At 37.4% G+C, this 24,042-nt stretch carries 21 protein-coding genes, 2 riboswitches and 1 other annotated feature; of the genes, 15 read left to right on the plus strand and 6 right to left on the minus strand.

Annotation, left to right across the window (positions count from 1 at the left end; genetic code table 11):
• The first annotated feature begins 52 nt into the window (after positions 1 to 52).
• The 8 genes from E3U55_RS15370 (at position 53) to E3U55_RS15405 (ending at position 9,064) form a co-directional block, all read left to right on the plus strand.
• Entirely contained in the window at positions 53 to 1,438 is a 1,386-nt protein-coding gene (locus E3U55_RS15370; RefSeq protein WP_134341376.1) for an isochorismate synthase, read from the plus strand.
• Positions 1,435 to 3,159 carry a 2-succinyl-5-enolpyruvyl-6-hydroxy-3-cyclohexene-1-carboxylic-acid synthase gene (gene menD, locus E3U55_RS15375; RefSeq protein WP_134341377.1) on the plus strand — a complete coding sequence of 575 codons (1,725 nt, stop codon included), beginning with the start codon at positions 1,435 to 1,437 and terminating at the stop codon, positions 3,157 to 3,159. The genes E3U55_RS15370 and menD overlap by 4 nt, the downstream gene beginning before the upstream one ends.
• Positions 3,156 to 3,941 carry a 2-succinyl-6-hydroxy-2,4-cyclohexadiene-1-carboxylate synthase gene (gene menH, locus E3U55_RS15380; RefSeq protein ID WP_228547590.1) on the plus strand — a complete coding sequence of 262 codons (786 nt, stop codon included), beginning with the start codon at positions 3,156 to 3,158 and terminating at the stop codon, positions 3,939 to 3,941. Before menD ends, menH begins: the two co-directional genes overlap by 4 nt.
• 35 nt (positions 3,942 to 3,976) lie before the next feature.
• On the plus strand, positions 3,977 to 4,795 hold the full coding sequence (gene menB, locus E3U55_RS15385) for a 1,4-dihydroxy-2-naphthoyl-CoA synthase (protein ID WP_134341378.1): 819 nt from the start codon (positions 3,977 to 3,979) through the stop codon (positions 4,793 to 4,795).
• A gap of 299 nt (positions 4,796 to 5,094) precedes the next feature.
• Positions 5,095 to 6,570, plus strand: coding sequence for an o-succinylbenzoate--CoA ligase (locus tag E3U55_RS15390; RefSeq protein ID WP_134341379.1), 1,476 nt, complete (start codon positions 5,095 to 5,097; stop codon positions 6,568 to 6,570).
• Complete coding sequence (menC, locus tag E3U55_RS15395; RefSeq protein WP_134341380.1) at positions 6,567 to 7,670, plus strand: o-succinylbenzoate synthase; 1,104 nt, start codon at positions 6,567 to 6,569, stop codon at positions 7,668 to 7,670. The genes E3U55_RS15390 and menC overlap by 4 nt, the downstream gene beginning before the upstream one ends.
• A gap of 96 nt (positions 7,671 to 7,766) precedes the next feature.
• A complete protein-coding gene (locus tag E3U55_RS15400) occupies positions 7,767 to 8,648 on the plus strand; it encodes an ABC transporter ATP-binding protein (protein ID WP_134341381.1) in 882 nt (293 codons plus the stop codon).
• 89 nt (positions 8,649 to 8,737) lie between these two features.
• Positions 8,738 to 9,064: a hydrolase gene (locus tag E3U55_RS15405; protein ID WP_134341382.1), complete on the plus strand. Its 327-nt coding sequence runs from the start codon at positions 8,738 to 8,740 to the stop codon at positions 9,062 to 9,064.
• Positions 9,065 to 9,109: 45 nt separating this feature from the next.
• Here the strand turns inward: E3U55_RS15405 and E3U55_RS15410 are convergent, their stop codons facing one another.
• The 3 genes from E3U55_RS15410 to E3U55_RS15420 form a co-directional block, all read right to left on the minus strand.
• The gene (locus E3U55_RS15410) at positions 9,110 to 10,477 is read right to left on the minus strand and encodes a TrkH family potassium uptake protein (protein WP_134341383.1); all 1,368 of its coding nucleotides are present in this window, start codon (positions 10,475 to 10,477) and stop codon (positions 9,110 to 9,112) included.
• Positions 10,478 to 10,507: 30 nt separating this feature from the next.
• Positions 10,508 to 11,161 carry a potassium channel family protein gene (locus E3U55_RS15415; RefSeq protein WP_134341384.1) on the minus strand — a complete coding sequence of 218 codons (654 nt, stop codon included), beginning with the start codon at positions 11,159 to 11,161 and terminating at the stop codon, positions 10,508 to 10,510.
• A gap of 64 nt (positions 11,162 to 11,225) precedes the next feature.
• Positions 11,226 to 11,372: riboswitch (cyclic di-AMP (ydaO/yuaA leader) on the minus strand.
• A 132-nt stretch (positions 11,373 to 11,504) separates the two neighbouring features.
• Positions 11,505 to 12,275, minus strand: a complete 771-nt coding sequence (locus E3U55_RS15420) for a DUF6612 family protein (protein WP_134341385.1) — start codon at positions 12,273 to 12,275, stop codon at positions 11,505 to 11,507.
• A 141-nt stretch (positions 12,276 to 12,416) separates the two neighbouring features.
• On the opposite strand from E3U55_RS15420, the gene E3U55_RS15425 reads away from it, so the two are divergent.
• Both E3U55_RS15425 and ytkD read left to right on the plus strand, forming a co-directional pair.
• Positions 12,417 to 12,974, plus strand: a complete 558-nt coding sequence (locus E3U55_RS15425) for a hypothetical protein (RefSeq protein WP_134341386.1) — start codon at positions 12,417 to 12,419, stop codon at positions 12,972 to 12,974.
• A 27-nt stretch (positions 12,975 to 13,001) separates the two neighbouring features.
• Complete coding sequence (ytkD, locus tag E3U55_RS15430) at positions 13,002 to 13,478, plus strand: RNA deprotection pyrophosphohydrolase (protein WP_134341387.1); 477 nt, start codon at positions 13,002 to 13,004, stop codon at positions 13,476 to 13,478.
• Between the two features lie 234 nt (positions 13,479 to 13,712).
• Here the strand turns inward: ytkD and pckA are convergent, their stop codons facing one another.
• The gene (gene pckA / locus E3U55_RS15435; RefSeq protein WP_134341395.1) at positions 13,713 to 15,296 is read right to left on the minus strand and encodes a phosphoenolpyruvate carboxykinase (ATP); all 1,584 of its coding nucleotides are present in this window, start codon (positions 15,294 to 15,296) and stop codon (positions 13,713 to 13,715) included.
• A gap of 246 nt (positions 15,297 to 15,542) precedes the next feature.
• Positions 15,543 to 15,649, plus strand: a riboswitch (SAM riboswitch).
• A gap of 153 nt (positions 15,650 to 15,802) precedes the next feature.
• Between pckA and metK the strand changes: the two genes are divergently transcribed.
• Entirely contained in the window at positions 15,803 to 17,002 is a 1,200-nt protein-coding gene (gene metK, locus E3U55_RS15440) for a methionine adenosyltransferase (protein WP_134341388.1), read from the plus strand.
• 233 nt (positions 17,003 to 17,235) lie between these two features.
• Here metK and E3U55_RS15445 read toward each other — a convergent pair whose 3' ends face one another.
• A complete protein-coding gene (locus E3U55_RS15445) occupies positions 17,236 to 17,748 on the minus strand; it encodes a gamma carbonic anhydrase (protein WP_134341389.1) in 513 nt (170 codons plus the stop codon).
• Between the two features lie 74 nt (positions 17,749 to 17,822).
• On the opposite strand from E3U55_RS15445, the gene E3U55_RS15450 reads away from it, so the two are divergent.
• Positions 17,823 to 18,614 carry an alpha/beta hydrolase gene (locus E3U55_RS15450; protein ID WP_134341390.1) on the plus strand — a complete coding sequence of 264 codons (792 nt, stop codon included), beginning with the start codon at positions 17,823 to 17,825 and terminating at the stop codon, positions 18,612 to 18,614.
• 51 nt (positions 18,615 to 18,665) lie between these two features.
• On the plus strand, positions 18,666 to 19,703 hold the full coding sequence (locus E3U55_RS15455; RefSeq protein WP_134341396.1) for a tetraprenyl-beta-curcumene synthase family protein: 1,038 nt from the start codon (positions 18,666 to 18,668) through the stop codon (positions 19,701 to 19,703).
• Positions 19,704 to 19,725: 22 nt separating this feature from the next.
• On the opposite strand, the gene E3U55_RS15460 is transcribed toward E3U55_RS15455, so the two are convergent.
• Positions 19,726 to 20,289 carry a tRNA (mnm(5)s(2)U34)-methyltransferase gene (locus E3U55_RS15460; RefSeq protein WP_134341391.1) on the minus strand — a complete coding sequence of 188 codons (564 nt, stop codon included), beginning with the start codon at positions 20,287 to 20,289 and terminating at the stop codon, positions 19,726 to 19,728.
• Positions 20,290 to 20,439: 150 nt separating this feature from the next.
• Positions 20,440 to 20,657 (plus strand) — a binding site (T-box leader).
• A gap of 57 nt (positions 20,658 to 20,714) precedes the next feature.
• Between E3U55_RS15460 and leuS the strand changes: the two genes are divergently transcribed.
• Positions 20,715 to 23,129 (plus strand): leucine--tRNA ligase, encoded by a 2,415-nt coding sequence (gene leuS, locus E3U55_RS15465; protein ID WP_134341392.1) that lies wholly within the window; start codon positions 20,715 to 20,717, stop codon positions 23,127 to 23,129.
• Positions 23,130 to 23,254: 125 nt separating this feature from the next.
• Positions 23,255 to 23,563 (plus strand): rhodanese-like domain-containing protein, encoded by a 309-nt coding sequence (locus tag E3U55_RS15470; protein WP_134341393.1) that lies wholly within the window; start codon positions 23,255 to 23,257, stop codon positions 23,561 to 23,563.
• Positions 23,564 to 24,042 lie beyond the last annotated feature (479 nt).

Genomic DNA, 24,042 nt, shown 5'->3' on the forward strand with positions numbered 1-24,042 from the left:
ATGCGATATGAATATAGATTAAAGCAATTGTTTTTTTACGGAGGACTCAGTCATGCTGAAGACTAAGCAGCTTACGATAAATGAACAACTAAATAAAGTTAAGGATCAGTTGAGTGATGGGGAACAAAAGAATGTATCTGTTATAGAAGAAATTAATGAAATTAATCCAGTTGATTTTTTCGCGGCATTTGAAGCGACTGACATGCACCGTGTATTCTGGAAAGACGTAACAGAAAACATTTACTTTGTAGGGATTGGAGCTCATGAAAAATTCCAAACCAATACACAAGACAGATTTCAATCGATGAAAGAACAATGGGACAAGTATGTCCAAAATGTCCAAGTTGCCATTGATGCAGTAAAAGGTACAGGACCAATCTTACTGGGCGGCTTTTCATTTAATCAAAATATCTCGAGTGAAAAATGGAAAAAGTTCCGTCCAGGGATGATGGTTTTACCTGAAATGATGTTAACGGTAAATGAGGAAGGATGTTATATGACTTATAACTTATCCATCACCTCATCCACTAACGTATCTCGTACTGTTCGTGAGTTAAAACGTTGGAAGCATCAAATAAGTGGTTTGAATGATAATCAAGATTCTCAAACGGTTAAATCCACTAAGAGCCTGGACTATCGTAATTGGAATCAGTTAATTCTTGATGCAGTTGAAACGATCAAAAGTGGAAAGTTAGGGAAAGTTGTATTAGCGCGTGAATTAGAAGCGGAATTTAATCAGGACATTAACTTGAAGGAAGTCTTAAAGCGTCTTGATGAAGACGAGACAGATAGTTATATCTATATATTTGACTTAGGCCAAGACAGCTTTATTAGTGTTACTCCTGAACGTTTAGTTAGCGTAAGAGAAAATGAGCTTTTATCGACTTGTCTTGCAGGGACTATTTCGCGTGGTGAAACCGAAGAAGAGGATGACGTACTGGCATGGTCATTACTAAACGATGAGAAAAACTTAAGTGAACACCAGTATGTTGTAAACATGATTAAAGAAGCTATTGAACCTTTGACAAAATCAATAAGTATACCTGACAAACCAGTGATTTATCCATTGCGTTCATTACAGCATTTATACACGCCTGTTAAAGCGACGATGAAAGAGACTATATCTATTTTCGACTTAATAGAAAAACTTCACCCTACACCAGCTTTGGGTGGAGAACCAAGAGAACTGGCCATGGAGTTTATTTCAAGTCATGAGCCATTTGAACGTGGTTGGTACGCAGCCCCAATAGGCTGGGTTGACTATCAAGGTAATGGTGAATTTGCAGTAGCGATTCGATCAGCTTTAATTAGTAAAAATGAAGCAACATTATTTGCGGGGTGTGGAATTGTGGAAGAATCAGACCCTGAAGCAGAATATGAAGAAACAAAATTGAAATTTACGCCAATGTTAGAAGCATTAGGAGGCGTATCTCGATGAATATGGGAGAAAACACGTATTATGTTAGTTATTTTATAGATGAATTATTTCAAAATGGTTTAGAGAATGTCGTTATCTCACCTGGTTCCCGCTCCACTCCTTTAGCGATGACATTTTCAGAGCATCCCTCGATTAAAGAGTGGATTCATTTCGATGAGAGGTCAGCAGCTTTCTTTGCTTTGGGGATGGCGAAACGGACAGGGAAACCAGTTGCTTTAGTATGTACGTCTGGTACGGCAGCAGCGAATTACTACCCTGCCATTATTGAAGCCTATTATAGTCGTGTACCATTGCTCATATTGACGGCGGACCGCCCACATGAATTAAGAGATAATGGCGCACCACAAGCCATTGATCAAATTAAAATGTTTGGGGATTATGTGAAGTATTTTCATGAAATGGCCCTACCTGAAAATGCACCATCGATGACACGTTATTCTCGGAGACAAGCAAGTCGGGCTTATGCGATAGCAAACCATCAAAATAAAGGGCCTGTACAACTAAATTTCCCGTTTAGGGATCCTTTGGTGCCTGACTTATCTCTTCCAAATTTATGGGGAGAACGCTCGTCTACTTATGTGAATCACATCACAGGTTGTGAACAGGTGAATTTGCAGCAAGCAGAAGAAATTTTCGACATGGTTAAAGGCTATAATCGCGGGTTAATCGTTTGTGGTGAACTACAGTCGCATGAAGAACGTGATTTAGTATTGAAGCTGGCTGAGAAGTGGGACATCCCAGTGCTGGCAGATGTACTGTCTAATTTAAGGAAAACAATTCACTCTAATCAATATATTATTTCTACTTATGATGCAATCTTGAAACAACAGGGAATTCGAGACTCTTTAGATGTCGATTTCGTCATAAGGTTGGGTTCGATGCCAGTGTCGAAACCTTATATGCAATGGATTACAGCTAAACAACCTATGCATATTGTAGTGGATGAAAATCAAGGCTATCGTGAACCGACGAGTATAGAATCAACCATGGTTTATAGTCAGCCAGGTGTGTTAATTAAACAACTGCTAGAATGTAAATCGATGCCGAATCTATCACGAGATTGGGTAGATTTTTGGTTAACAAACGATCAGGTCGCTCAAGAACTTTTAAAACATCACGAAGAGAAATTGACGGAAGGTACAGCTGTTTTGACGCTATCTGAAGAAATAAAGCAAGAGCAGGTTGTCTTCGTTGGCAATAGTATGCCAATCCGTGATATGGATACATTTTTCCTAACTTCTAATCAAGAAGTCGACGTGATGGCTAATCGTGGCGTTAACGGTATAGACGGGGTTATTTCCAGTGCTATTGGTGTTGCAGCAACAGGAACGCCTGTCACATTAGTTATAGGGGACGTGTCATTTTTACATGATTATACAGGGCTCTTCATTGCAAGGCAGTACGACCTTCCAATACGAGTGATTGTACTGAACAATAACGGTGGCGGAATCTTCTCATTTTTACCACAGTATCAAGAGAAAAAGCATTTCGAAACATTATTCGGCACACCGTTTAATCCACCGATCAAAGCATTAGTGGATTCACTGGATTTTGAATATAACCAGCCACAAACGTTGAGTGAATTGAGGGAGCTCTTGCGAGGAGACTTTAATAAGCCTGAAGTAATTGAAGTCGTTACTAATAGAGATGAAAATTTGCAGTGGCATCGTTCAAAGTGGCAACAAGTTTATGAATCGTTGAATCGTGAGGGGTTATCGTGAACATTCAGGTAGGAAATCATCAGTATAACGTTGAGTCAGTAGGTGAGGGTAAACCGCTTGTGATGTTTCATGGCTTCACGGGTTCAACAAATACATGGAAAGATGTTGTACGTATTCTTTCAAAGGATTTTCGTTGTATCATGGTTGATTTACCAGGGCACGGGAAAACTGAAGCACCCGTTCAAAGTATGGAAGAGTTTTGTGAAGACATCTATCAAGTGTTCTTAAAGCTGGAGTTAGATCAAATTAATTTACTCGGTTATTCGATGGGAGGCCGAACTGCGTTAGTTTTTGCATCAATGTTTCCTGATATGGTCAGAAAATTAATTTTAGAAGGTGCATCACCAGGACTTGAAGGACAAGAAAAGGACGAACGTATAAATCGCGACCGAAAATTGGCTGAGTTTATAGTTGATAATGGAATCGAAGCCTTTGTAGATTACTGGGAAATTGTGCCTTTATTTAAAACTCAAGAAAATTTATCTGATCAGTCAAAGAATAATATTCGTGAAGAACGCTTATCACAGGACCCGAATGGTTTAGCCTTATCATTAAGAACAATGGGAACAGGCGAACAACCGTCGATGTGGAACCGCTTGAAAGAGTTAAATGTTCCAGCTTTATTAATAACTGGTGAGAAAGATAATAAGTTTACGTCATTAAATGAAAGCATGAAAAAAAAGTTACCAGAGGCTGAGCATCATGTAATTTCGAATGTGGGTCATGCAGTACATTTAGAAAATCCCGAAATCTTTGGTAAAATAATAATGAATAATTTATAATTCAAATAGAATACATATTAAGGGAGGCATACATTGTGACAGTACAATGGGAAAAAGTTCGTGATTACGAAGAAATTATTTATGAAAAATATAACGGTATTGCGAAAGTAACAATTAATCGTCCGCATAAGCGTAACGCATTTACGCCTTTAACGGTTCAAGAAATGATTAGTGCGTTCGCTGATGCTCGTGATGACTCTAGTATTGGTGTTATTGTGTTAGCAGGTGAAGGTGACGAAGCATTCTGTGCAGGAGGAGACCAATCGGTTCGTGGACATGGTGGTTATGTAGGAACAGACGAAATTCCGCGTCTTAACGTATTAGATCTACAACGTCTAATTCGAACAATTCCAAAACCAGTTGTAGCGATGGTTTCAGGTTATGCTATTGGTGGCGGTCACGTCCTTCATGTTGTTTGTGACTTAACTATTGCAGCAGACAACGCTATTTTCGGACAAACTGGACCAAAAGTAGGTAGCTTTGATGCTGGATATGGCGCTGGATTATTAGCACGTATCGTAGGTCATAAGAAAGCTCGCGAAATCTGGTATTTATGTCGTCAGTACGGTGCAGAAGAAGCTAGAGAAATGGGCTTAGTAAATACAGTAGTTCCTGTTGAAAAGCTAGAAGAAGAAACAATTCAATGGTGTGAAGAAATGCTAGAAAAATCACCAACAGCTCTACGTTTCTTAAAAGCTTCATTCAACGCAGATACAGATGGACTAGCTGGTCTACAACAAATGGGTGGAGACGCAACACTTCTTTACTATACTACAGAAGAAGCAAAAGAAGGTCGCGATGCGTTTAAAGAAAAACGTAAACCAGACTTCAAACAGTTCCCACGTTTCCCATAAGTTTAATCATAAAGATCGCGCAGGCTTGCGCGGTCTTTATTTAAGTTTAAGGTAAGAATAGGTTGCTTTTGCGAATTACGCAAAAGCTTCTGTTATATTTCTACTTTTATGAGTAAAAGTTAATATTTCTATAAGAAATAAATACTCTTCTATAAGAAGAAAGCGCGTTTCTATAAGAAAATCGATTCATTTTACGACAAAAAAGTAATGGTCTATGAGAAAAATAATAGGTCATATGCAAAAAAATATTTCGTTACGAGAAAAAGTCGCCCCGCTATAAGAAAATGGAGGTTTCAAATATGACTATAACTCCAAACTGGTTAGATCAAAGAGCCTTTCTGACTCCGGATAAAGAAGCCATCGTTTTAGCTGATGGCCAGTCCTATACATTTAAAGAGCTTCAGCACGATGCAAAACTGTATGCTACTCATTTAAAAAATCAAGGCTTTAAACAAGGTGACCATATTGCGCTGCTTTCAAGTAATTGCTATGAGTTTGCTGTGGTTATTCATGCTTTACATTACATAGGGGCAGTAGCATTTTTGTTAAATACTCGACTAACAGTGAATGAGCTGGCGTTTCAGATAGAAGACGGGGAGGTTACAGGCCTTATACACCATGAAAACTATAAAGAAGTTGCAGACAAATTAGAACAAAATCAACATATCCAACTTGTTTCCATGAATCAGACATCCAGCGAAGTTTCTTATGACCTTAACCAAGAATTTGACCTAGATCAGACTTCACATATTTTATATACCTCTGGTACGACAGGCAATCCAAAGGGTGTTCAACTAACTTACGGAAACCATTATTGGAGTGCGACTGCATCAGCTTTAAACCTGGGATTACATAAGGATGATCGATGGCTTTTAAATTTACCGATGTTTCATGTTGGTGGATTGTCCATACTCTATCGAAGTGTCATATACGGAATGCCTGTGCACCTGCATGAAAAATTTCATGTTGAAGCGGTTCACCGTGATATTATGGAACGAAGTGTAACGATTGTATCAGTTGTGACTGTTATGTTAGAACAACTTATGGAACGACTAGGTAAGCAGCAATACCCTGATACATTTAGATGTATGTTACTTGGAGGAGGACCAGCTCCCCAAACACTAGTTAAAAAATGTCAAACGAAACACGTGCCTGTTTACCAAAGTTATGGCATGACTGAGACAGCTTCACAATTTAGTACATTAGATAAAGAAAGTATGATGTCGAAAATTGGGTCTTCAGGTAAGGTTTTATTTCCTGGGCAATTAAAAATTGTCGAAAATGGGAAGGAATGTGGTCCTAATGACGTGGGAGAAATTATCGTCACAGGCCCTTCAGTCACTAAAGGTTACTGGAAAAGACCTGAGGCTAACAAAGAGAAGTTTCAAAATGCCTGGCTTAAAACTGGGGATATGGGATATTTAGACCAAGACGGTTTCCTATATGTTGTCGACCGACGTAAAGATTTAATCATTTCTGGTGGTGAAAATATTTATCCTGCTGAAATAGAATCGATTTTAAGCGGTTTAGACGGTATCAAAGAAGTAGGTGTCGTTGGAAAAGAAGACGTTAAGTGGGGTCAGGTTCCAGTAGCTTTCATCGTGCGAAAGAACACCACTTTATCAAAAGAAGAAATATCAGATTATGCAGAAGCGAATTTAGCCAAATATAAAGTTCCAAAAGACATTTATTTTATCGAGCAACTACCAAGAAACGCGTCAAAGAAATTACAGAGACATAAATTGCTTGAAGTAATAGGGGAGGAAGAAAAATGATACAACTTGATCGCGCAAATGTAAGACATGTATCCATGAAATTAAAGAAACCATTTCAAACCGTCAACGGATTAGTCGTCGTTCGGGATACATTAATTATTGAAGTATATAATACTGACGGTCAAGTTGGTTATGGAGAATGTGTAGCTTTTTCTGATCCTTTTTATAGTCCAGAAACAACGACAACTGCGTGGGATCAATTGAAAAACTTTTTACTTCCTATGCTTAATAAAAAGAAACTATCTCACCCAAGTGAAATTAACGATATCTTTAGTTCTATTCAAGGTCATCAAATGGCTAAAGCAAGTGTTGAAATGGCTATGTGGGATTTATATGCCAAGCAAGAGAACCAATCACTTAAAAAGACTATTGGTGGTACAAGAAATCAGGTGGAGAGCGGTGTTGTCCTTTCTTTAACGGATGACATAGAAAAGCAAGTCGAAGAATATAATAAAAAAGGTTATAAAAGGTATAAACTAAAGGTTCAAAAACATAAGGAACGAGAAACGATCGAACGAGTGAGTAAACTAATCGATCAACCAATTATGTTTGATGGGAATGGGATGTATTCGCCTGAAGATATGCTCCATCTAACTCAATTAGATGATTTAAACTTACTCATGATTGAACAGCCTTTTAGAACGGACGATTATTATTATCACAATCAGTTGAAGAAACAAATGAATACATCCATCTGTTTAGATGAAACGATAAAATCTGAACATGATGCTTTTCAAGCAATAGAATTAGAAGCGTGTGACAATATCAATGTGAAGCTTGGTCGAGTAGGTGGTTATCAACAAGCGCTTAATATTCATCGATTTGCAAAAGTAGCCGGAATGCCACTTTGGTGTGGTGGGATGCTAGAAACAGGTATTGGCCGGGCGCATAATGTGGCTTTAGCATCACTCGAAGGTTTCAGCTTGCCTGGTGATCTATCCGAATCATCTCGTTACTGGGAAGAAGATTTAATCGATCTACCTTTTACGGTCAACGACGGTATGGTGGATGTACCTGAAGGACCAGGGATTGGTGTGACTGTGAATGAGAAGCTTTTGAACAAACGAACCATTCGTCAATTTGAACATTTGTTCAAGTAATAATCAAATAAACATCTTGCAATGATAATGATTTTCATTTACAGTTAAAGTAGTGAAAAAAATGATTCGCGAATGTTTTTAAGGGAGCGTTGTCTTATGGAAACCCTAACGGCGGATAGCTTAACGCTTGGTTACGGCGAAAAAATTATCATAGATGAATTAGATATAGAAGTTCCTAAAGGTAAAATTACCGTATTGATTGGTAGTAATGGTTGTGGGAAGTCTACATTACTAAGGTCTATGGCACGCCTGTTACAACCTAAGTCAGGTCAAGTCGTTTTAGACGGTACTGAAATTGCTAAAATGAATACGAAAGAAGTTGCCAAAGAAATGGCGATTCTTCCTCAAGGACCTGCAACGCCAGAAGGCTTATCAGTTTATCAACTGGTTAAGCTCGGTCGTTATCCATACCAAGGCTTATTTAAAAAGTGGTCACAAGAAGACGAAGATGCTGTAAATAAAGCCTTAGAAGATACGAATTTAATGGATTTAAAATATCAGTCTGTTGATGAGTTGTCAGGTGGACAGCGTCAGCGTGCATGGATTGCCATGACACTGGCTCAAGACACTGAACTGATCTTACTTGATGAACCAACAACTTACTTAGATATGACACACCAAATTGATGTGTTGGACTTATTATTTGAATTAAATGAAAAAGATAATCGTACGATTGTTATGGTTTTACACGATCTTAACCTAGCTTGTCGATATGCCGATCATATTGTAGCGATTAAAGATAAAAAAGTATACCAGTCAGGTCAACCAGAAGATATTGTGACGTGTGACCTTGTATATAATGTATTCGGAATGAATTGTGATGTGACTTTCGATCCGTTATTTGGTACACCAATGACGATTCCTCACGGTAGAGGACGTTGTATCTTGGCAGAAGCTCACGCTGAGAAAACAGGTGTAAAAAATAATTGCGCCACTCCAGCAACACCAACAGCACCAACAGCTCTTAAGGCTAACTAAGCCTTAAGAGTTTTTTTATTAAAAGTTAGCTGAATTTTCTTATGTATATCCATTAAAATTTTGCTCACATTAATATTGAGGTGGATATAATGGACAAACGGAAATTTTATGTGAATATAGAGTCGCGTGAAATATCGGAATTAAAAGCAGGCAATAACGATGAATTTGTTATATATGGAACACCTAATGACATTATAGAGTTAAGAGAATGTTTTGAGGATATGGAGCATGCGGATATGGGAACATTTTGGCGATCACATATGCCTTTTAAAGAATACCATCGCGATGAAGATAATGATGCCTTTGATCAGTGCTTCCTAAAAGCGTATAAGATGTTATATGAATTAGGAGATGAAAACGCTAAGCAACATATCGAACAATTACCTTTTTATGAAGAATTCAATAAAATTCAATAAAATTAATTAAAAATGAGCCTGGAATTGACCAAGCTCATTTTTTCGTTATCCAATAATAACCTTTTCTTTAGGATAATGATAAGATTCTCGTGTTCCTATTGACCTTAACAAAAACAAGAATGAAAATATTCCTATTCGACCTACAAACATTAAAACAATGATCACGCATTTTGCAGGTGTACTCAAATATGGTGTAATGCCCATTGAAAGCCCTGTTGTACCAAACGCTGAAAACACTTCAAAAGTAATTGAAAGCAAAGAAAATGTTTCTATGGAGTTCAAAGTAATTATTCCAACAACGCACAACATACCTGCTGTTGTAATAACGATAAATGACCCAATGATATCTTCTTGCTCAATTTCTCTTCCGAACACTTTTACACTCGTTTTACCTTTTGCGAAATTATAAATGGTCAAAACCATGATCGCAAAAGTTGTTGTTCTAATTCCTCCACCAACACTACTAGGGGAGGCACCGATAAACATTAGAATACACATCATAACCAATGTGGGAGAACTGAATTCATTCATATCCATCGTTGATAAACCACCATTCCTGGTCGTGACAGATTGAAATAAACTGTAGAATAACTTCTCGTGCCAGGATTTATCCGCAAAGAATAAACCGTTTCTCTCTAAAAATAATATTAAAATCGTCCCGGCCAAAATTAAGAGAAAGAAGGTGATCGTCGTAAGTTTAGTGAATAAGGAAAAATTGTATTTAGGATTGATGCCAATTGATTTTTTTCTGATTAATTCTTCTAATTCTATTAGTACCGGAAAACCTATTGCCCCTAATATTAGTAGAATCATATTAACGAATTGTACAAAATAATCCTGAGCAAAAGGTTGCAATGAGGAGCCTGTAATGTCAAAGCCAGCATTAGTCGTTGCACTGACTGCTCCGAAGAAACCTTGCAATAACGCTTCCTGCCATGTATCAAAATAATTTAAAAAATAAGTACTTAAAATAATGGTTCCTATTAATTCTATTAATAATACAATCTTGAAAATATTAATAAGTAATTTTACTATTCCACCAAAACTGGTTCGGTTTTGATCGATTTTAATTAGCTCTCTACCACGCAGACCTATTCTTCTCCCAAGAATTAACCATATTAAAGTACCCAGAGTCATAATACCAATTCCGCCAAATTGTAATACAGCAGCAAGAGCTATACTTCCTGCCGCATTGAAGGTTTCGCTGGTAGAAACCACGGTTAACCCTGTTACACTAATAGCACTTACGGATGTAAATAAAAGATCAATAAAGCTTAATTGGACTCCTTCATTATGAAAAATAGGAAGGCTTAATAGAGCCATTGAGACAATAACAGCACAAAAATAGAATAATACGATCATTCGAATCGTAGATAATTGTGTCACTTTAAACATTTTAGAAAAGAAATTCATACTCGATTCACCTTCTTTCTTAAAGGAGCATTACATCCCTTTTTCCTCAAAATGTTTTAATTCAGAATTGCTTCCCATAACAACCAAAATATCCTCTTCATGTACGATGTCATTAGGTGATGGAGAGACATTAACGTCTTCACCTCGCTTAATCGCGAGAATCGTGCACCCGTATTTGGCCCTAACATTTAAGTCGATGAGTGAACGGTTACTGAGTTTTCCAGTCGCTTTTAATTCAACAATACTGTAGTTCTTTGAAAGGTTAATAAAATCAATAATATTATCTGAGTCGAGTTGATGAGCGATTCGGATTCCCATATCCAGCTCAGGGTGAATCACGCGGTCCGCACCAATCTTCTCTAGAATTTTTTGATGGTTCGTGTTCTGTGCTTTAACCCAAACTTTGATGCCAATTTCTTTTAAAACTAACGTACTTTGTATACTTGCGTGTTCATTTTCTCCAATCGCTACGATTGCCACATCAAAATTTTTGATTCCTAAAGCCAATAGTGCTTCTTTATCAGTAGCATCGGTTACAGTAGATGATGTTGAATAATCTGTCATAGTATTGACTTTTTCCGGTATGATATCAATCGCTAAAACTTGATGACCTAAAGAGTGCAACTCGCGACAAATAGATCCTCCAAATCTTCCTAGCCCGATAACAACAAAATGCTTTTTCATGACATTCCCTCATTTCCATTAAAAAAGACCACTACAAAAAGAGTGGTCTCTGAAAGTATATAGACCCTTCTCTCAAATAACGCTTACGAGGTTAGCTGTCGGATTAGGAGTAGAGAGTACCCCTTCTTACTGCGTAAGATTCACCCCAAGATAGACATTGCTATCAAAATTTGGTTCCCCCGCTCTAAAAAAGATTCAGCGATAAAAGGTGTTCAGTTTTTGTTTTGATATAGAAAATCTACTCCTCTTTTCATACAATGTCAATACTTTTTTATAAATATAAAAAAGTTCAGCTTGGAAGTGGAAAATAACACTTAAACCAAACTGAACTGCAAGTTAATCATTATTTAGCTGTGGGTATTTCTTTAGTGCTCGCATTGTAATCATAATAAACACGTTTAATGGTCTGATTAATCGTGGTGTTTTGATCATCTTTACGACTCATTTCAAAACCAGTGAAAATTTCTTGAACCTCGTAATTATCTTTAGAAATGACTAATTCCATTGATACGGAATTAACCTGGATATTGTTTTCTTCAATCGGAAGGTTAGCTCCTTCAATAGAAGCAGTTACAATCTGATTATACACGAATGATTGATAAGCTTCACCTTCACCCTTTAGTGTTAAAATATATTGGTTATTCTCTTCTTTCAACTCCATGTCTTCAACATGCGAGGTTAATCTATTCAGAATTTCAGGTATGTGTCGTTGCTTCTTTAACATTTCTTCAAAATTATCAAACTGTTTGAGGTTTATAGATTCGTACGTTTCTTGTTCTGAATCATAAATATATAATTCACCCTCTTGATTAAATACTGTTAATTTCCCAAAATGTGTTTGGATTTCAGTTAAAAATCGAAACGGATCAGACTCAATATATGTCGAATCAGTTTGTTCAACGGTTAAGTTTTTCTCTATTTCAGGTAAATCAATTTCCTGATTAATAGAATAATCCACCATCACATTTTCAACTTCATTGGACTGTTCAATTGTTTGAGTTAGAATTTCTTGATTACTAGTTGATTTTTCTCCATCTTGTGTAACCTCTTCATCTTTACAAGCGACTAATAGGATAAATGGTAATAAAATCAATAAAACAATAAACTTCTTCATGGAAAAATCCCCCTATAGATATAAAGTTCTATTTTTGACTATTTTTTAAAAATGTCGTTTATATATTATTCGAATGAGGAATAGGATTTATGAGAGTTAAATTAATAAAGTTAATAGAAATAGAAAAGGGTGGGTAGGAAAATGAGAAAAATATTATACCTCACGATGATTGTTGCACTTATGTTAGTCATTATTCCATATTCACTAGGAGATGTACAAGCTGAATCTAGTCAAATCACAGTAAAAGATCACAAAAATCATAACGTATCGCAAAAACAAGTTGATAATGATTTAAATATGGAAGAAAATCACGAGTTGTCTGAGGCACAAATCATTGCAGTGACACAACAATTTTTAAATCATTTAGTGCAAGAAACTGACGAAAACTATAAAGTTAAAAACTATCAATCTCTTAAAGAGTATAAAAATAGTTTTTCTAACATTGCTTCAGAAAAAGTAGTTAATAAGTATGTTAACTATTTATACGAAGAAAAAGGACAAGCACTATACATTATTCCAACAGAAACTCCAGCTTGGTTTGCACCTAGTAACGAGTATGAAAAAACTTCTTTAGACAATAATACTTACCGTATTACACAGTCAAATGATATGGAAATGTATGGAGAATACACAATCATTTTTGATATAAAATTGAATGAGAATGGCCAACCGTATATAATAAATGTACAATACCAATAAACGACAATAAAGGAATGTAATCTACGAGTGGAAGTATTTAAAGATTATTATCACAATACGGTTAAATTAGTACTAGGAAAAGAAGCATTCTCTAAAGAACCCAAGCATGTGTGGGTAATAGCTCGTTATAAAAACCAGTGGTTACTGACGAAGCACACCGATCGTGGCACAGAATTTCCTGGTGGCAAGGTTGAAGAGGGTGAAATTGCTGAAGAAGCAGCTATAAGGGAAGTAAAGGAAGAGACAGGTGGATTAGTTTCAGAATTATACTTTATCGGGCAATATTATGTTGATGGTAAAGGTGGAGACATAATAAAGAACATTTATTTTGCTAAAATAGATGTATTAGAAGAGGAAGACCATTATTTTGAAACAGAAGGGCCAGTATTGTTAGATGAGCTCCCATCTGATCCTAAGAATTACACTCAGTTTAGCTTCATGATGAAAGATGATGTGTTGACTCATGCCATGCATGAAATAAGAAAACGATTTTTAAATGATTAAACGTGAAGGATTTCCCTTCGCGTTTTTTGGTTTTAATAAATATAAGTCTATGTGGAATTTTGGTCTCTCTATGAGAAATATGAGGCTGTCTATAAGAAATAACAGTATTGCTATAAGAAAAAAAGTGGTTTCTATGAGAACTTTTAACGTTTCTATAAGAACTTTTACTAATTCTATAAGAAAAATTAAAAGAGCATCAAACTGCAAATGCAATTTGATGCTCCATTTTTATAATTAAGCCTTAAACGTTGGGCCTGCGTTCTGAATATCGGTTGTAATGTGGTTGAACTTTTTAAAGTTGTTATGGAACTTCGATGCAAGTTCTTTAGCTTTTGAATCATAAGCTTCTGGATCTTCCCAAGTTTTCTTAGGGTTTAATACATCGCTTGGAACTCCAGGGCATTGCTGTGGAATAGAAAGGCCAAAGAATTCATCTTTTACCGTGTCCACGTTATTTAATTCACCTTCAAGTGCAGCTTGCACCATAGACCTTGTATAACCTAGTTTCATACGTGAACCAACGCCGTATGGTCCACCAGTCCATCCTGTGTTGACTAAGAAAACTTGAGCATCATGCTCATCAATTTTCTCACCTAACATCTTAGCGTAAGTCGCTGCAGGTAGTGGCAAGAAAGGTGAGCCGAAGCAAGCAGAGAATGTTGCTTCTGGTTCTGTGATTCCACGTTCTGTACCAGCAAGTTTACTCGTATATCCACTTAGAAAGTGGTACATCGCTTGTTCTTTCGTTAATTTACTGATTGGAGGTAATACTCCAAAAGCATCTGCTGTTAAAAATACAATCGTATTCGGGTGACCAGCAATGCTTGGTTGAATAATATTGTCAATATGGTCAATTGCGTATGCTGCTCTTGTATTTTCAGTTAATGACGTATCATCATAATCAGGTAATCGAGAATCTTCATTAACGACTACATTCTCAAGTACAGCACCAAAGCGAATGGCGTTATATATTTGAGGTTCTTTTTCTTCTGATAAATTAACCGTTTTCGCGTAGCAACCGCCTTCTATATTGAAGATCCCATTTTGTGACCACGCATGTTCATCATCACCAATTAAGCGACGATTAGGGTCAGCAGATAATGTTGTTTTTCCTGTACCGGATAATCCGAAGAAAAGCGCTACATCACCTTCTGAACCAACATTAGCTGAGCAGTGCATTGGAAGTATGTCTTGTTTCGTCGGTAACAGGTAATTCATCACAGAGAAAATAGATTTTTTAATTTCCCCAGCATATTCTGTTCCGCCGATTAACACAATTTTATGTTTGAAAGATACAATAATAAACGTCTCTGAATTCGTCCCATCCACTTCAGGGTCAGCTTTGAAGTGAGGTGCTGAGACAACTGTGAATTCTGGTTTGTGATTCTTTAGTTCATCTTCAGTTGGTCGAATGAATAACTGATTAGCAAATAAATTATGCCAAGCAAATTGAGTGATTACTTGAATCGGTAGACGATACTTTTCGTCACCACCGGCAAAACCATTGAATGTAAACAATTCATCTTGTTCAGATAAGTAATCAGTTACTTTATTGAATAAGTTCAAGAATTTATCTTCATTAATCGGTTGATTGACTTCGCCCCATTCAACCTGATCTTTTGTTTCTTCATCTTGAACAATAAATTTATCTTTAGGTGAACGTCCTGTATACTTTCCAGTAGTTGCACGAACCGCACCAGTTGAAGTTAAAATTCCTTCTTCTCTTGAGAGAACTCTTTCTACTAAACTTGCAATAGGTAAATTATCTTGATTATTTTTATGTTGATTTAATTGAGAAACTATTGTTTGGATATTCATCGTTTTCAATATTGACCATCCTTTACATCACAGAATTTATCATTTTATAAGTTTATTTGTTTAATAGTATAACACATTAGATTCATTAAAGCATACTATTTATGTGTTTTTTATAAATAAACTTTAACTTTTTTATTTTACCATTAGTTTATTAAATAAACGCCTAATTTGTTTCATTTTATTGAAACATTACGAAATATTGACACGTATACTCATTCGCGTTATTATAATGCAGAAACGGAATTTCTCTTATCCAGAGTAGGCGGAGGCAACAGGACCTATGAAGCCCGGCAACCATCACGAGAGTGACAGGTGCTATCCTGATGCAAGGTTAGATCCTTGGACGATAAGAGTGAAAGGCAGTTAGATTTTAACCTTTCCTCGCTTAGTCTTGGAAAGGTTTTTTTCTTTATTTTAGGCAAAAATAATTATATTAATTGACACTGTGATCGCTTTTCACGATATAAGAGAACCGTTAAGCAAATAATCGAGGAGGAAATATATTCATGGAAACGCAACGCCGTCTATTTACTTCGGAGTCAGTTACCGAAGGACATCCAGATAAGATTTGTGATCAAATCTCAGATGCAATTCTGGATGAAATTTTAAAAAATGATCCAAATGCCAGAGTCGCTTGTGAGACAACTGTAACAACAGGACTTGTACTTGTAACAGGGGAAATATCTACATCGACTTATGTCGACATTCCATTAATCGTACGTGAAACGATTAAAGATATTGGTTATACACGAGCTAAATATGGTTTTGATGCTGAGACATGCGCTGTACTTACTTCAATCGATGAACAATCAGCCGATATCGCACAAGGTGTGGATGAAGCTTTTGAAAAGCGTGAAGGCCAAATGACAGATGAAGAAATTGAAGCGATTGGTGCAGGAGACCAGGGGTTAATGTTTGGTTATGCAACTAATGAAACTGAAGAGCTTATGCCTCTACCAATTTCACTTTCACACAAGATATCTAAAAGATTAAGTGACGTTCGTAAGTCTGGGGAAATTGACTACTTACGCCCGGATGGTAAAACTCAGGTGACGGTTGAGTATGATGAGAATGGTAAACCGGAACGTGTGGATACGATTGTCATTTCGACACAACATCATCCTGAGATTACGCTTGATCAGATTAATCGTGATTTAATTGAAAAAGTCATCCGCCCGGTCGTACCGGAAGAATTAATTACTAATGAAACAAAATATTTCATTAATCCAACGGGTCGTTTCGTGATTGGTGGACCTCAAGGGGATGCTGGATTAACTGGACGTAAAATTATTGTAGATACGTATGGTGGTTACGCTCGTCATGGTGGCGGTGCATTCAGTGGTAAAGATGCAACGAAAGTAGATCGTTCAGCTGCTTATGCAGCACGTTATGTTGCTAAAAATATTGTAGCGGCAGGGTTAGCTGACACATGTGAGGTGCAGCTGGCATATGCGATTGGTGTTGCCCAGCCAGTATCCATTTCGGTAAACACCTTTGGAACAGGTAAAGTTAAAGAAGCTGTACTTGTTGAAGCGATTCGAGAAAACTTTGACCTTCGTCCAGCAGGCATTATAAAAATGTTGGATTTACGTCGCCCAATTTATAAGAAGACGGCTGCTTACGGACATTTCGGTCGTTTTGATAAAGATTTCACTTGGGAGAAGACTGATAAAGTAGAAGATTTAAAAGTATTATTGAATAAGTAATGATTGTGAGGGCTGTCTATGGGTGTAGGCAGTCCTTTTTTGGGTAATTCGATAGTTTAAAAGTTCAGCAACTAATGCTATCGGCCACTAATTAATCAATATCGGGCACATTTCGAAAAAATTGGCCACTAATTTTTCAGTATTGGACACTTATACCATCAACCTGATTTCTAAGCGCTAAACCTCAGTTACTAACAAAAAATCACCCACGAAAAATCGTGAGTGATCCGATATTAATCCTGTAATTTTTTATAAGCTTGGCCTTTATCAATATACGTCTGTCTCACGCGGTCCAATTCTTTGTAGTCGTCCTCATTAAGTTCTCGAACGACTTTAGCAGGCCGACCGAAAGCTAATGTATTTGGTGGAATAGTTTTGCCTGGTGGGACTAAGCTGCCTGCACCAATAAATGCATTCTCACCAATCTCCGCACCATCTAACACTGTTGAACCCATTCCGATCAGCGCATTTTTTCGTATAGTACATGAATGCAGCATGACCTGATGCCCTGCAGTTACACCATCTTCTATGATTAAAGGCGTGTTAGGACTCTGGTGGAGCATGCTTTGGTCTTGGATGTTTACGTTTTTTCCAATGATTGTTGGAGAAACATCGCCACGAATCACTGTTTTAAACCAGATGCTGCTATAAGAGCCGATTGCCACATCACCTGTGATCACAGCGTCATCTGCAATGTATGCTGTTTCATCTATTTTTGGATATTTTCCTTCATATGGGAGTATCATATTGTTCCTCCTTTGATGTATTATGCTAATATAATTATAACAAAGATTTTTATTCCGAGATTGGGGGAAGATTGATGATTGTTAAAGAAACAGAACAACCAAAAGGCGTAGTGGTCGCCATCCATGGTGCCTTTGAACATGCAGGCCGTTATGAATGGTTATTTTCGAGGATAAATTTTCACGGTTACCACGTGGTCGCAGGTGATTTACCAGGTCAAGGAACCACGCCTGGGCGTCGAGGCCATATTCAATCTTTCCAACAATATTTAGACACTGTTTTATCATGGTTTGAAAAGGCTAAAGAATATGACTTGCCCATATTTCTGTTGGGGCATAGCATGGGCGGTTTAATCGCTATTCGAACGATGCAGAAAACAGATGTATACAAAGACATAGATGGAGTCATTCTTTCTTCACCGGCACTTGGGATGAAAAATGGCCTGGCTCGCCCCGTTTATTATTTATCAAAAGTTTTAAATGTAGCGACACCTGGCATGCGCTTTAAGACTGGTGTACGTTCTGAAATCGCGACTCGTAATGAAGGATACAATGCTCATGATGTATCTGATCCGCTATTTTTAAGAAAAGTTTCGGTTCGCTGGTATCATGAATTTGAAAAAGCAATTGCTGCTGCTTTTAAAGAATTAGCTGATTATCCTGATATTCCGACACTGCTGCTCCAAGGCGGAGATGACCATTTAGTTGATATTGATGCAGTTAAGGAATGGTTTAATAAAATTGATGTATCTGAAAAAATGATAAAAATTTATGAAGAGTTTTATCATGAAATCTTCAATGAACCTGAGCGTGAAGATGTCGTTAAAGATTTAATTCATTTTATTGACCATCAAATTGAAACAATTTAGGAGGCTCATATTTTGGCACTCACTGTTCCAAATTCACTTCCAACATTGTTAATGACTTGTTATCGAAACATTTTCCCTTCTGTTAGAGAGGAATTATATTACTGGGAAAATTATGCACATCAAATTCCAAATGAAGAACTGAAGCAACAGGCACTGGCAAGCATTGATACTAAGACGTTTCACTGTGAAGGTGGAGCAATCTATGCTTGTTTGGCTAATCAGCGTCGAAAAGATGCGGTTCGTTTTATCGTGGCATACCAGACGATCAGTGATTACTTAGATAATTTATGTGATCGCAGTACCTCTATGAATCCAGATGATTTTCGAGCTTTACACGATTCAATGCTGGATGCTTTATGTAAAGACGGAACGGTCAGGCGGGAAAATTACTATGAGTTACGTGAAGATCAAGATGATGCTGGGTACTTAAGGTCGCTGGTGGACACGTGCCAGTCAGTTGTCCAATCCATTCCTAATTACGAACACGTTTATCCACATGTGAAAAGACTGGCAGATTTATATGTCGATCTACAGGTACATAAACATGTACGCTTGGATGAGCGTGTGCCGAGGCTTACGAATTGGTATGACCAAGAAAACAATCATGATTTTATTCATTGGAACGAGTTCTCGGCTGTAACAGGGTCTACTATTGGAATTTTCACGATGATTTCCTACGCCTTAGATGAAAAAGATCATAGCAGTCAGGTCATGGAATCCTATTTTCCTTACATGCAAGGCTTACATATTTTATTGGATTACTTCATTGACCAAACAGAGGATGAAGATGAAGGGGACCTGAACTTCTGTCATTATTATAAGGAAGAAAATGAAGCGGTTGATCGATTGAAGTTTTTTATAAATGGTTGTAAGGAGTCTACTCAAAAACTACCTGATCAAACGTTCCATGAACTTATTGTCACTGGATTAGTTGGATTATATTTGTCAGATTTAAAAGTGGATCAGCTGCCAAAAGGAAAATTGGTGAAGCGGGAATTGTTAAAACATGCAGGCCAAAAAGCCAAATGGATTTATTGGAACGGCCGCATGTATCGAAAGTGGAAAAAACGAAAAGGATATGGAGCGTAAATAAGCAGGCGACTGGACCTACTTATTTTTTATATAATGCAACGGCAAAAGGCGCACCTGAACTTCGATTAACCATTTGGTATTTAACGATGTCTGCTTCTTTAGCAGGGATTCCGCTTAAAAATTGCATGAGTTCTTCTTTTTCTGCTTGCCCTTCAGAGTGACCTGGATAAACGACAATGACGATATACCGCTGTGGTTCGAGTAACGGGAAAAGTTGATTGATCGCCTTGATTGTTGTACTGCTTGATGTAGCGATTTGCTTATCGCTGCCAGGTAAATAGCCAAGGTTGAAAATGACACCTTCAATGGAAGAGATGTCTTTTTCTCTAAGTACATCACTGGCGAATTCGTGCCCTTTTAAGACCATATCAACATTATTCACGTTATGTTCTTGAAAAAGTAATGCTGACTGATCTAAAGCTTCTTGTTGTATGTCAAAGGAAAAAACACGACCTCGCTCGCCGACCAATTGGCTAAGAAAAAGACTATCATGACCATTACCTAATGTGGCATCGACGACGGTATCGCCTTCTGAAATCGATTCTTTTAAAATGTCATGTGCGAATGGAATGATTTGTTTCAAGTTACAGACCTCATTTCATAACGTTTCAAGTAGTTATTTTACCATTAAAAGTTTAAACGATAAAAAGAACGGAGAAAATAATGAAACAACCTAGTTAAAAATAAGTTGACATTTAGGATTAGTTTGCATAGAATATGTATTAAATTAATTTGAATGACGTTTATGAAGGAGTAGTAAAAAGTCAAGTAAGACTCAGAGAGGTAACGGTTGGTGAAAGTTACCCTTACAAACTTTTGAACTCGCCTTTCCAGTCGTATGTATGAACGTTTAAGTAGTACATACCGTATATTCCGCGTTAAGGATTTCAAGTGAGTGCATCATAGGTGTACTAATTTGGGTGGTACCACGGGTTAACTCTCGTCCCAGCGTTTCGTTGGGGCGGGAGTTTTTTAGTTTCAAAAAAACTTTATATTGGAGGAGTTTCTATGGCGTTTGAACATCAAACCATTGAAAAGAAATGGCAAGCTTATTGGGAAGACAACAAAACATTTAAATCAAATTCGGATACAGACAAACCAAAATTTTATGCACTAGACATGTTTCCGTATCCATCAGGTGCAGGGTTACACGTTGGACACCCAGAAGGTTATACAGCAACAGATATCGTATCAAGAATGAAGCGTATGCAAGGTTACGAAGTTTTGCATCCAATGGGGTGGGATGCATTCGGCTTACCTGCTGAACAGTACGCGATTGACACAGGAAACAGTCCTGCTGAGTTTACTGAACAAAACATCGCGACGTTTAAACGTCAGATTAAGTCACTTGGATTCTCATACGATTGGGACCGTGAAATTAATACAACTGATCCTAAATACTATAAATGGACACAGTGGATCTTCGTTAAAATGTATGAAAAAGGGCTGGCTTACATGGATGAAGTCGCTGTTAACTGGTGCCCGGCACTTGGTACAGTTCTAGCTAACGAAGAAGTTATCGACGGTAAGAGTGAACGAGGCGACCATCCAGTCGTTCGTAAACCGATGCGTCAATGGATGCTGAAAATCACGGAATATGCTGATCGTCTACTTGATGACCTTGAAGAACTGGATTGGCCAGAAAGTCTAAAAGATATGCAACGTAACTGGATTGGAAAATCAGAAGGTGCTCAAATTACGTTTGAAATCGATGGTTCAAATGAAACGTTTGAAGCATTCACTACACGTCCAGATACAATCTTTGGCGCAACATACGCGGTACTTTCACCGGAGCATCCATTAGTTGAAAGTATTACATCACCAGAACAAAAAGAAGCGGTAGAACAATATATTAAAGACGTACAAACGAAAAGTGACCTTGAACGTACAGATCTAGCCAAAGAAAAAACAGGCGTATTCACTGGCGCTTTTGCAATCAATCCAGCAAACGGTGAGAAAATGCCAATTTGGATTGCAGACTACGTGCTAATGTCATACGGGACTGGTGCTATTATGGCCGTTCCAGCACACGATGAACGTGATTATGAATTTGCAAAAACTTTTGACCTGCCAATCGTTGAAGTTGTATCTGGTGGAGATATCGATAAAGAAGCTTATACAGAAGACGGCAAACTTGTTAATTCAGACTTCCTAAATGGACTTAACAAAGATGAAGCCATTGAAAAAGCTATAGCCTGGTTTGAAGAAAAAGGTAATGGTGTAAGAAAAACAACTTACCGCCTACGTGATTGGCTATTTAGTCGTCAGCGTTACTGGGGCGAGCCGATTCCAGTTGTTCATTGGGAAGACGGAACAATGTCAGCACTTGATGAAAGTGAACTACCATTAGAACTGCCTGAAACAGATCAAATCAAACCATCAGGAACAGGTGAATCACCACTCGCTAACATTCCGGAATGGCTGGAATACACAGATCCTAAAACAGGTAAAAAAGGTCGCCTAGAAACAAACACAATGCCACAGTGGGCAGGCAGCTGCTGGTACTACCTAAGATACATTGATCCAGATAATGATGAGATGCTGGCTGACCCTGAAAAACTTAAAAAATGGCTACCTGTTGATCTTTATATTGGTGGAGCAGAGCACGCAGTTCTTCACCTGCTTTACGCTCGTTTCTGGCACAAAGTTCTATATGACCTAGGTGTCGTACCAACAAAAGAACCATTCCAAAAACTATTTAACCAAGGAATGATTCTAGGTGAAGGTAACGAAAAGATGAGTAAATCAAAAGGGAATGTTGTCAATCCAGATGATATCGTTGATACGCATGGGGCAGATACCCTTCGTCTATATGAAATGTTCATGGGACCACTTGAAGCATCCGTTGCCTGGAGCACCAACGGCTTAGATGGTGCCCGCAGATTCCTAGACCGTGTATGGCGACTATATGTGGATGACAACGGAGACCTATCAAATCGAATTACAGAAGGTCCGAATGAAAACCTAGAGAAGGTTTATCATGAAACGGTCAAGAAAGTAACAGAACATTTTGAAGAGCTCCGATTTAATACGGGAATCTCTCAAATGATGGTTTTCGTCAATGAATGTTATAAAAATGACACTCTACCTAAAGAGTACGCTGAAGGACTAATCAAACTTTTAGCACCAGTTGCTCCACATATCGCAGAAGAAATCTGGACTCTACTCGGGTACGAAGGTACAATAGCATATCAAGAATGGCCAACATTTGATGAATGTAAACTTGTAGAAGATCAAGTTGAAGTTGTTCTTCAAGTGATGGGTAAAGTTCGAGGCCGTGCCAAGGTTCCAAAAGAAGCTTCCAAAGATGAACTCGAAGAACTTGCACTAAATGATGAACGCGTTCAAGAATGGATCGAAGGAAAAACAATTAGAAAAGTCATCGTGGTTCCAGGAAAATTAGTCAACATTGTGGCTAACTAATAATATAATTAATAGAAACTTATTCAACGTCCTCAGACGATAAACGTTTGGGGGCGTTTCTAAGTGTTTGTTTAATTGACAGTCATAATTCCTATTTAATATGATGAATTGAGGAGGGGATAGAAATGAGCCAAGAGATTAACGAAATGTCACCAGAAGAATTAGCAAGTAAGTTAGAATCAAATAAATATGAAATAATTGATGTAAGAGAAGATGAAGAAGTAGCTAATGGCATGATCCCTGGTGCAAAACACATTGCACTTAACACGATTCCAGAAAGAATAGATGAACTACCGAAAGATAAAGAGTATGTGATGGTTTGCCGTTCAGGTCGAAGAAGTTATAACGCATCCTTGTATCTAGCTGAGCAAGGATATAAAGTAAACAACATTAAAGGCGGCATGTTAGACTGGAAAGGTGAAGTTGTTTTTTAAACTTCTATACTATAATAATAAGACATGCATAATTCAAAAAAGAATTTCAAAAAACTATTGACGAATGATTGCATGCATATTATTATATTATTTGTCGCTTTTGAAGCGGAACAATTTATTCGGCCAACAAAATATTGACTTTTCTCGTTAAATTATGATATATTTATTGTTACCGAATGACATAACCTTATAAAACATCTCAAAACTTCTTAAAAAAGTTATTGACTTGATAATTGGTTATGTGTTATATTGTTAAAGTCGCTTTTTTGAGCGGCAAAAACAATCTCTCAAAAAACAACTAATATGTTGTTGACACACAAAAGAGAAGTTGTTATGATGATTGAGTCGCTTTTTTGAGGCGACCGACATTCGAACCTTGAAAACTAAACAAAATAGCCTGTCGTCAATTCGGTAACTTTCAACGGTTGGTGGAAAGTTACTAAGACGAAACAAACAAGCCAATCAAACTACTTTTATGG

It is taken from the genome of Filobacillus milosensis (assembly GCF_004402015.1).
In the GTDB taxonomy this organism is placed as follows: Bacteria; Bacillota; Bacilli; order Bacillales; family Alkalibacillaceae; genus Filobacillus; species Filobacillus milosensis.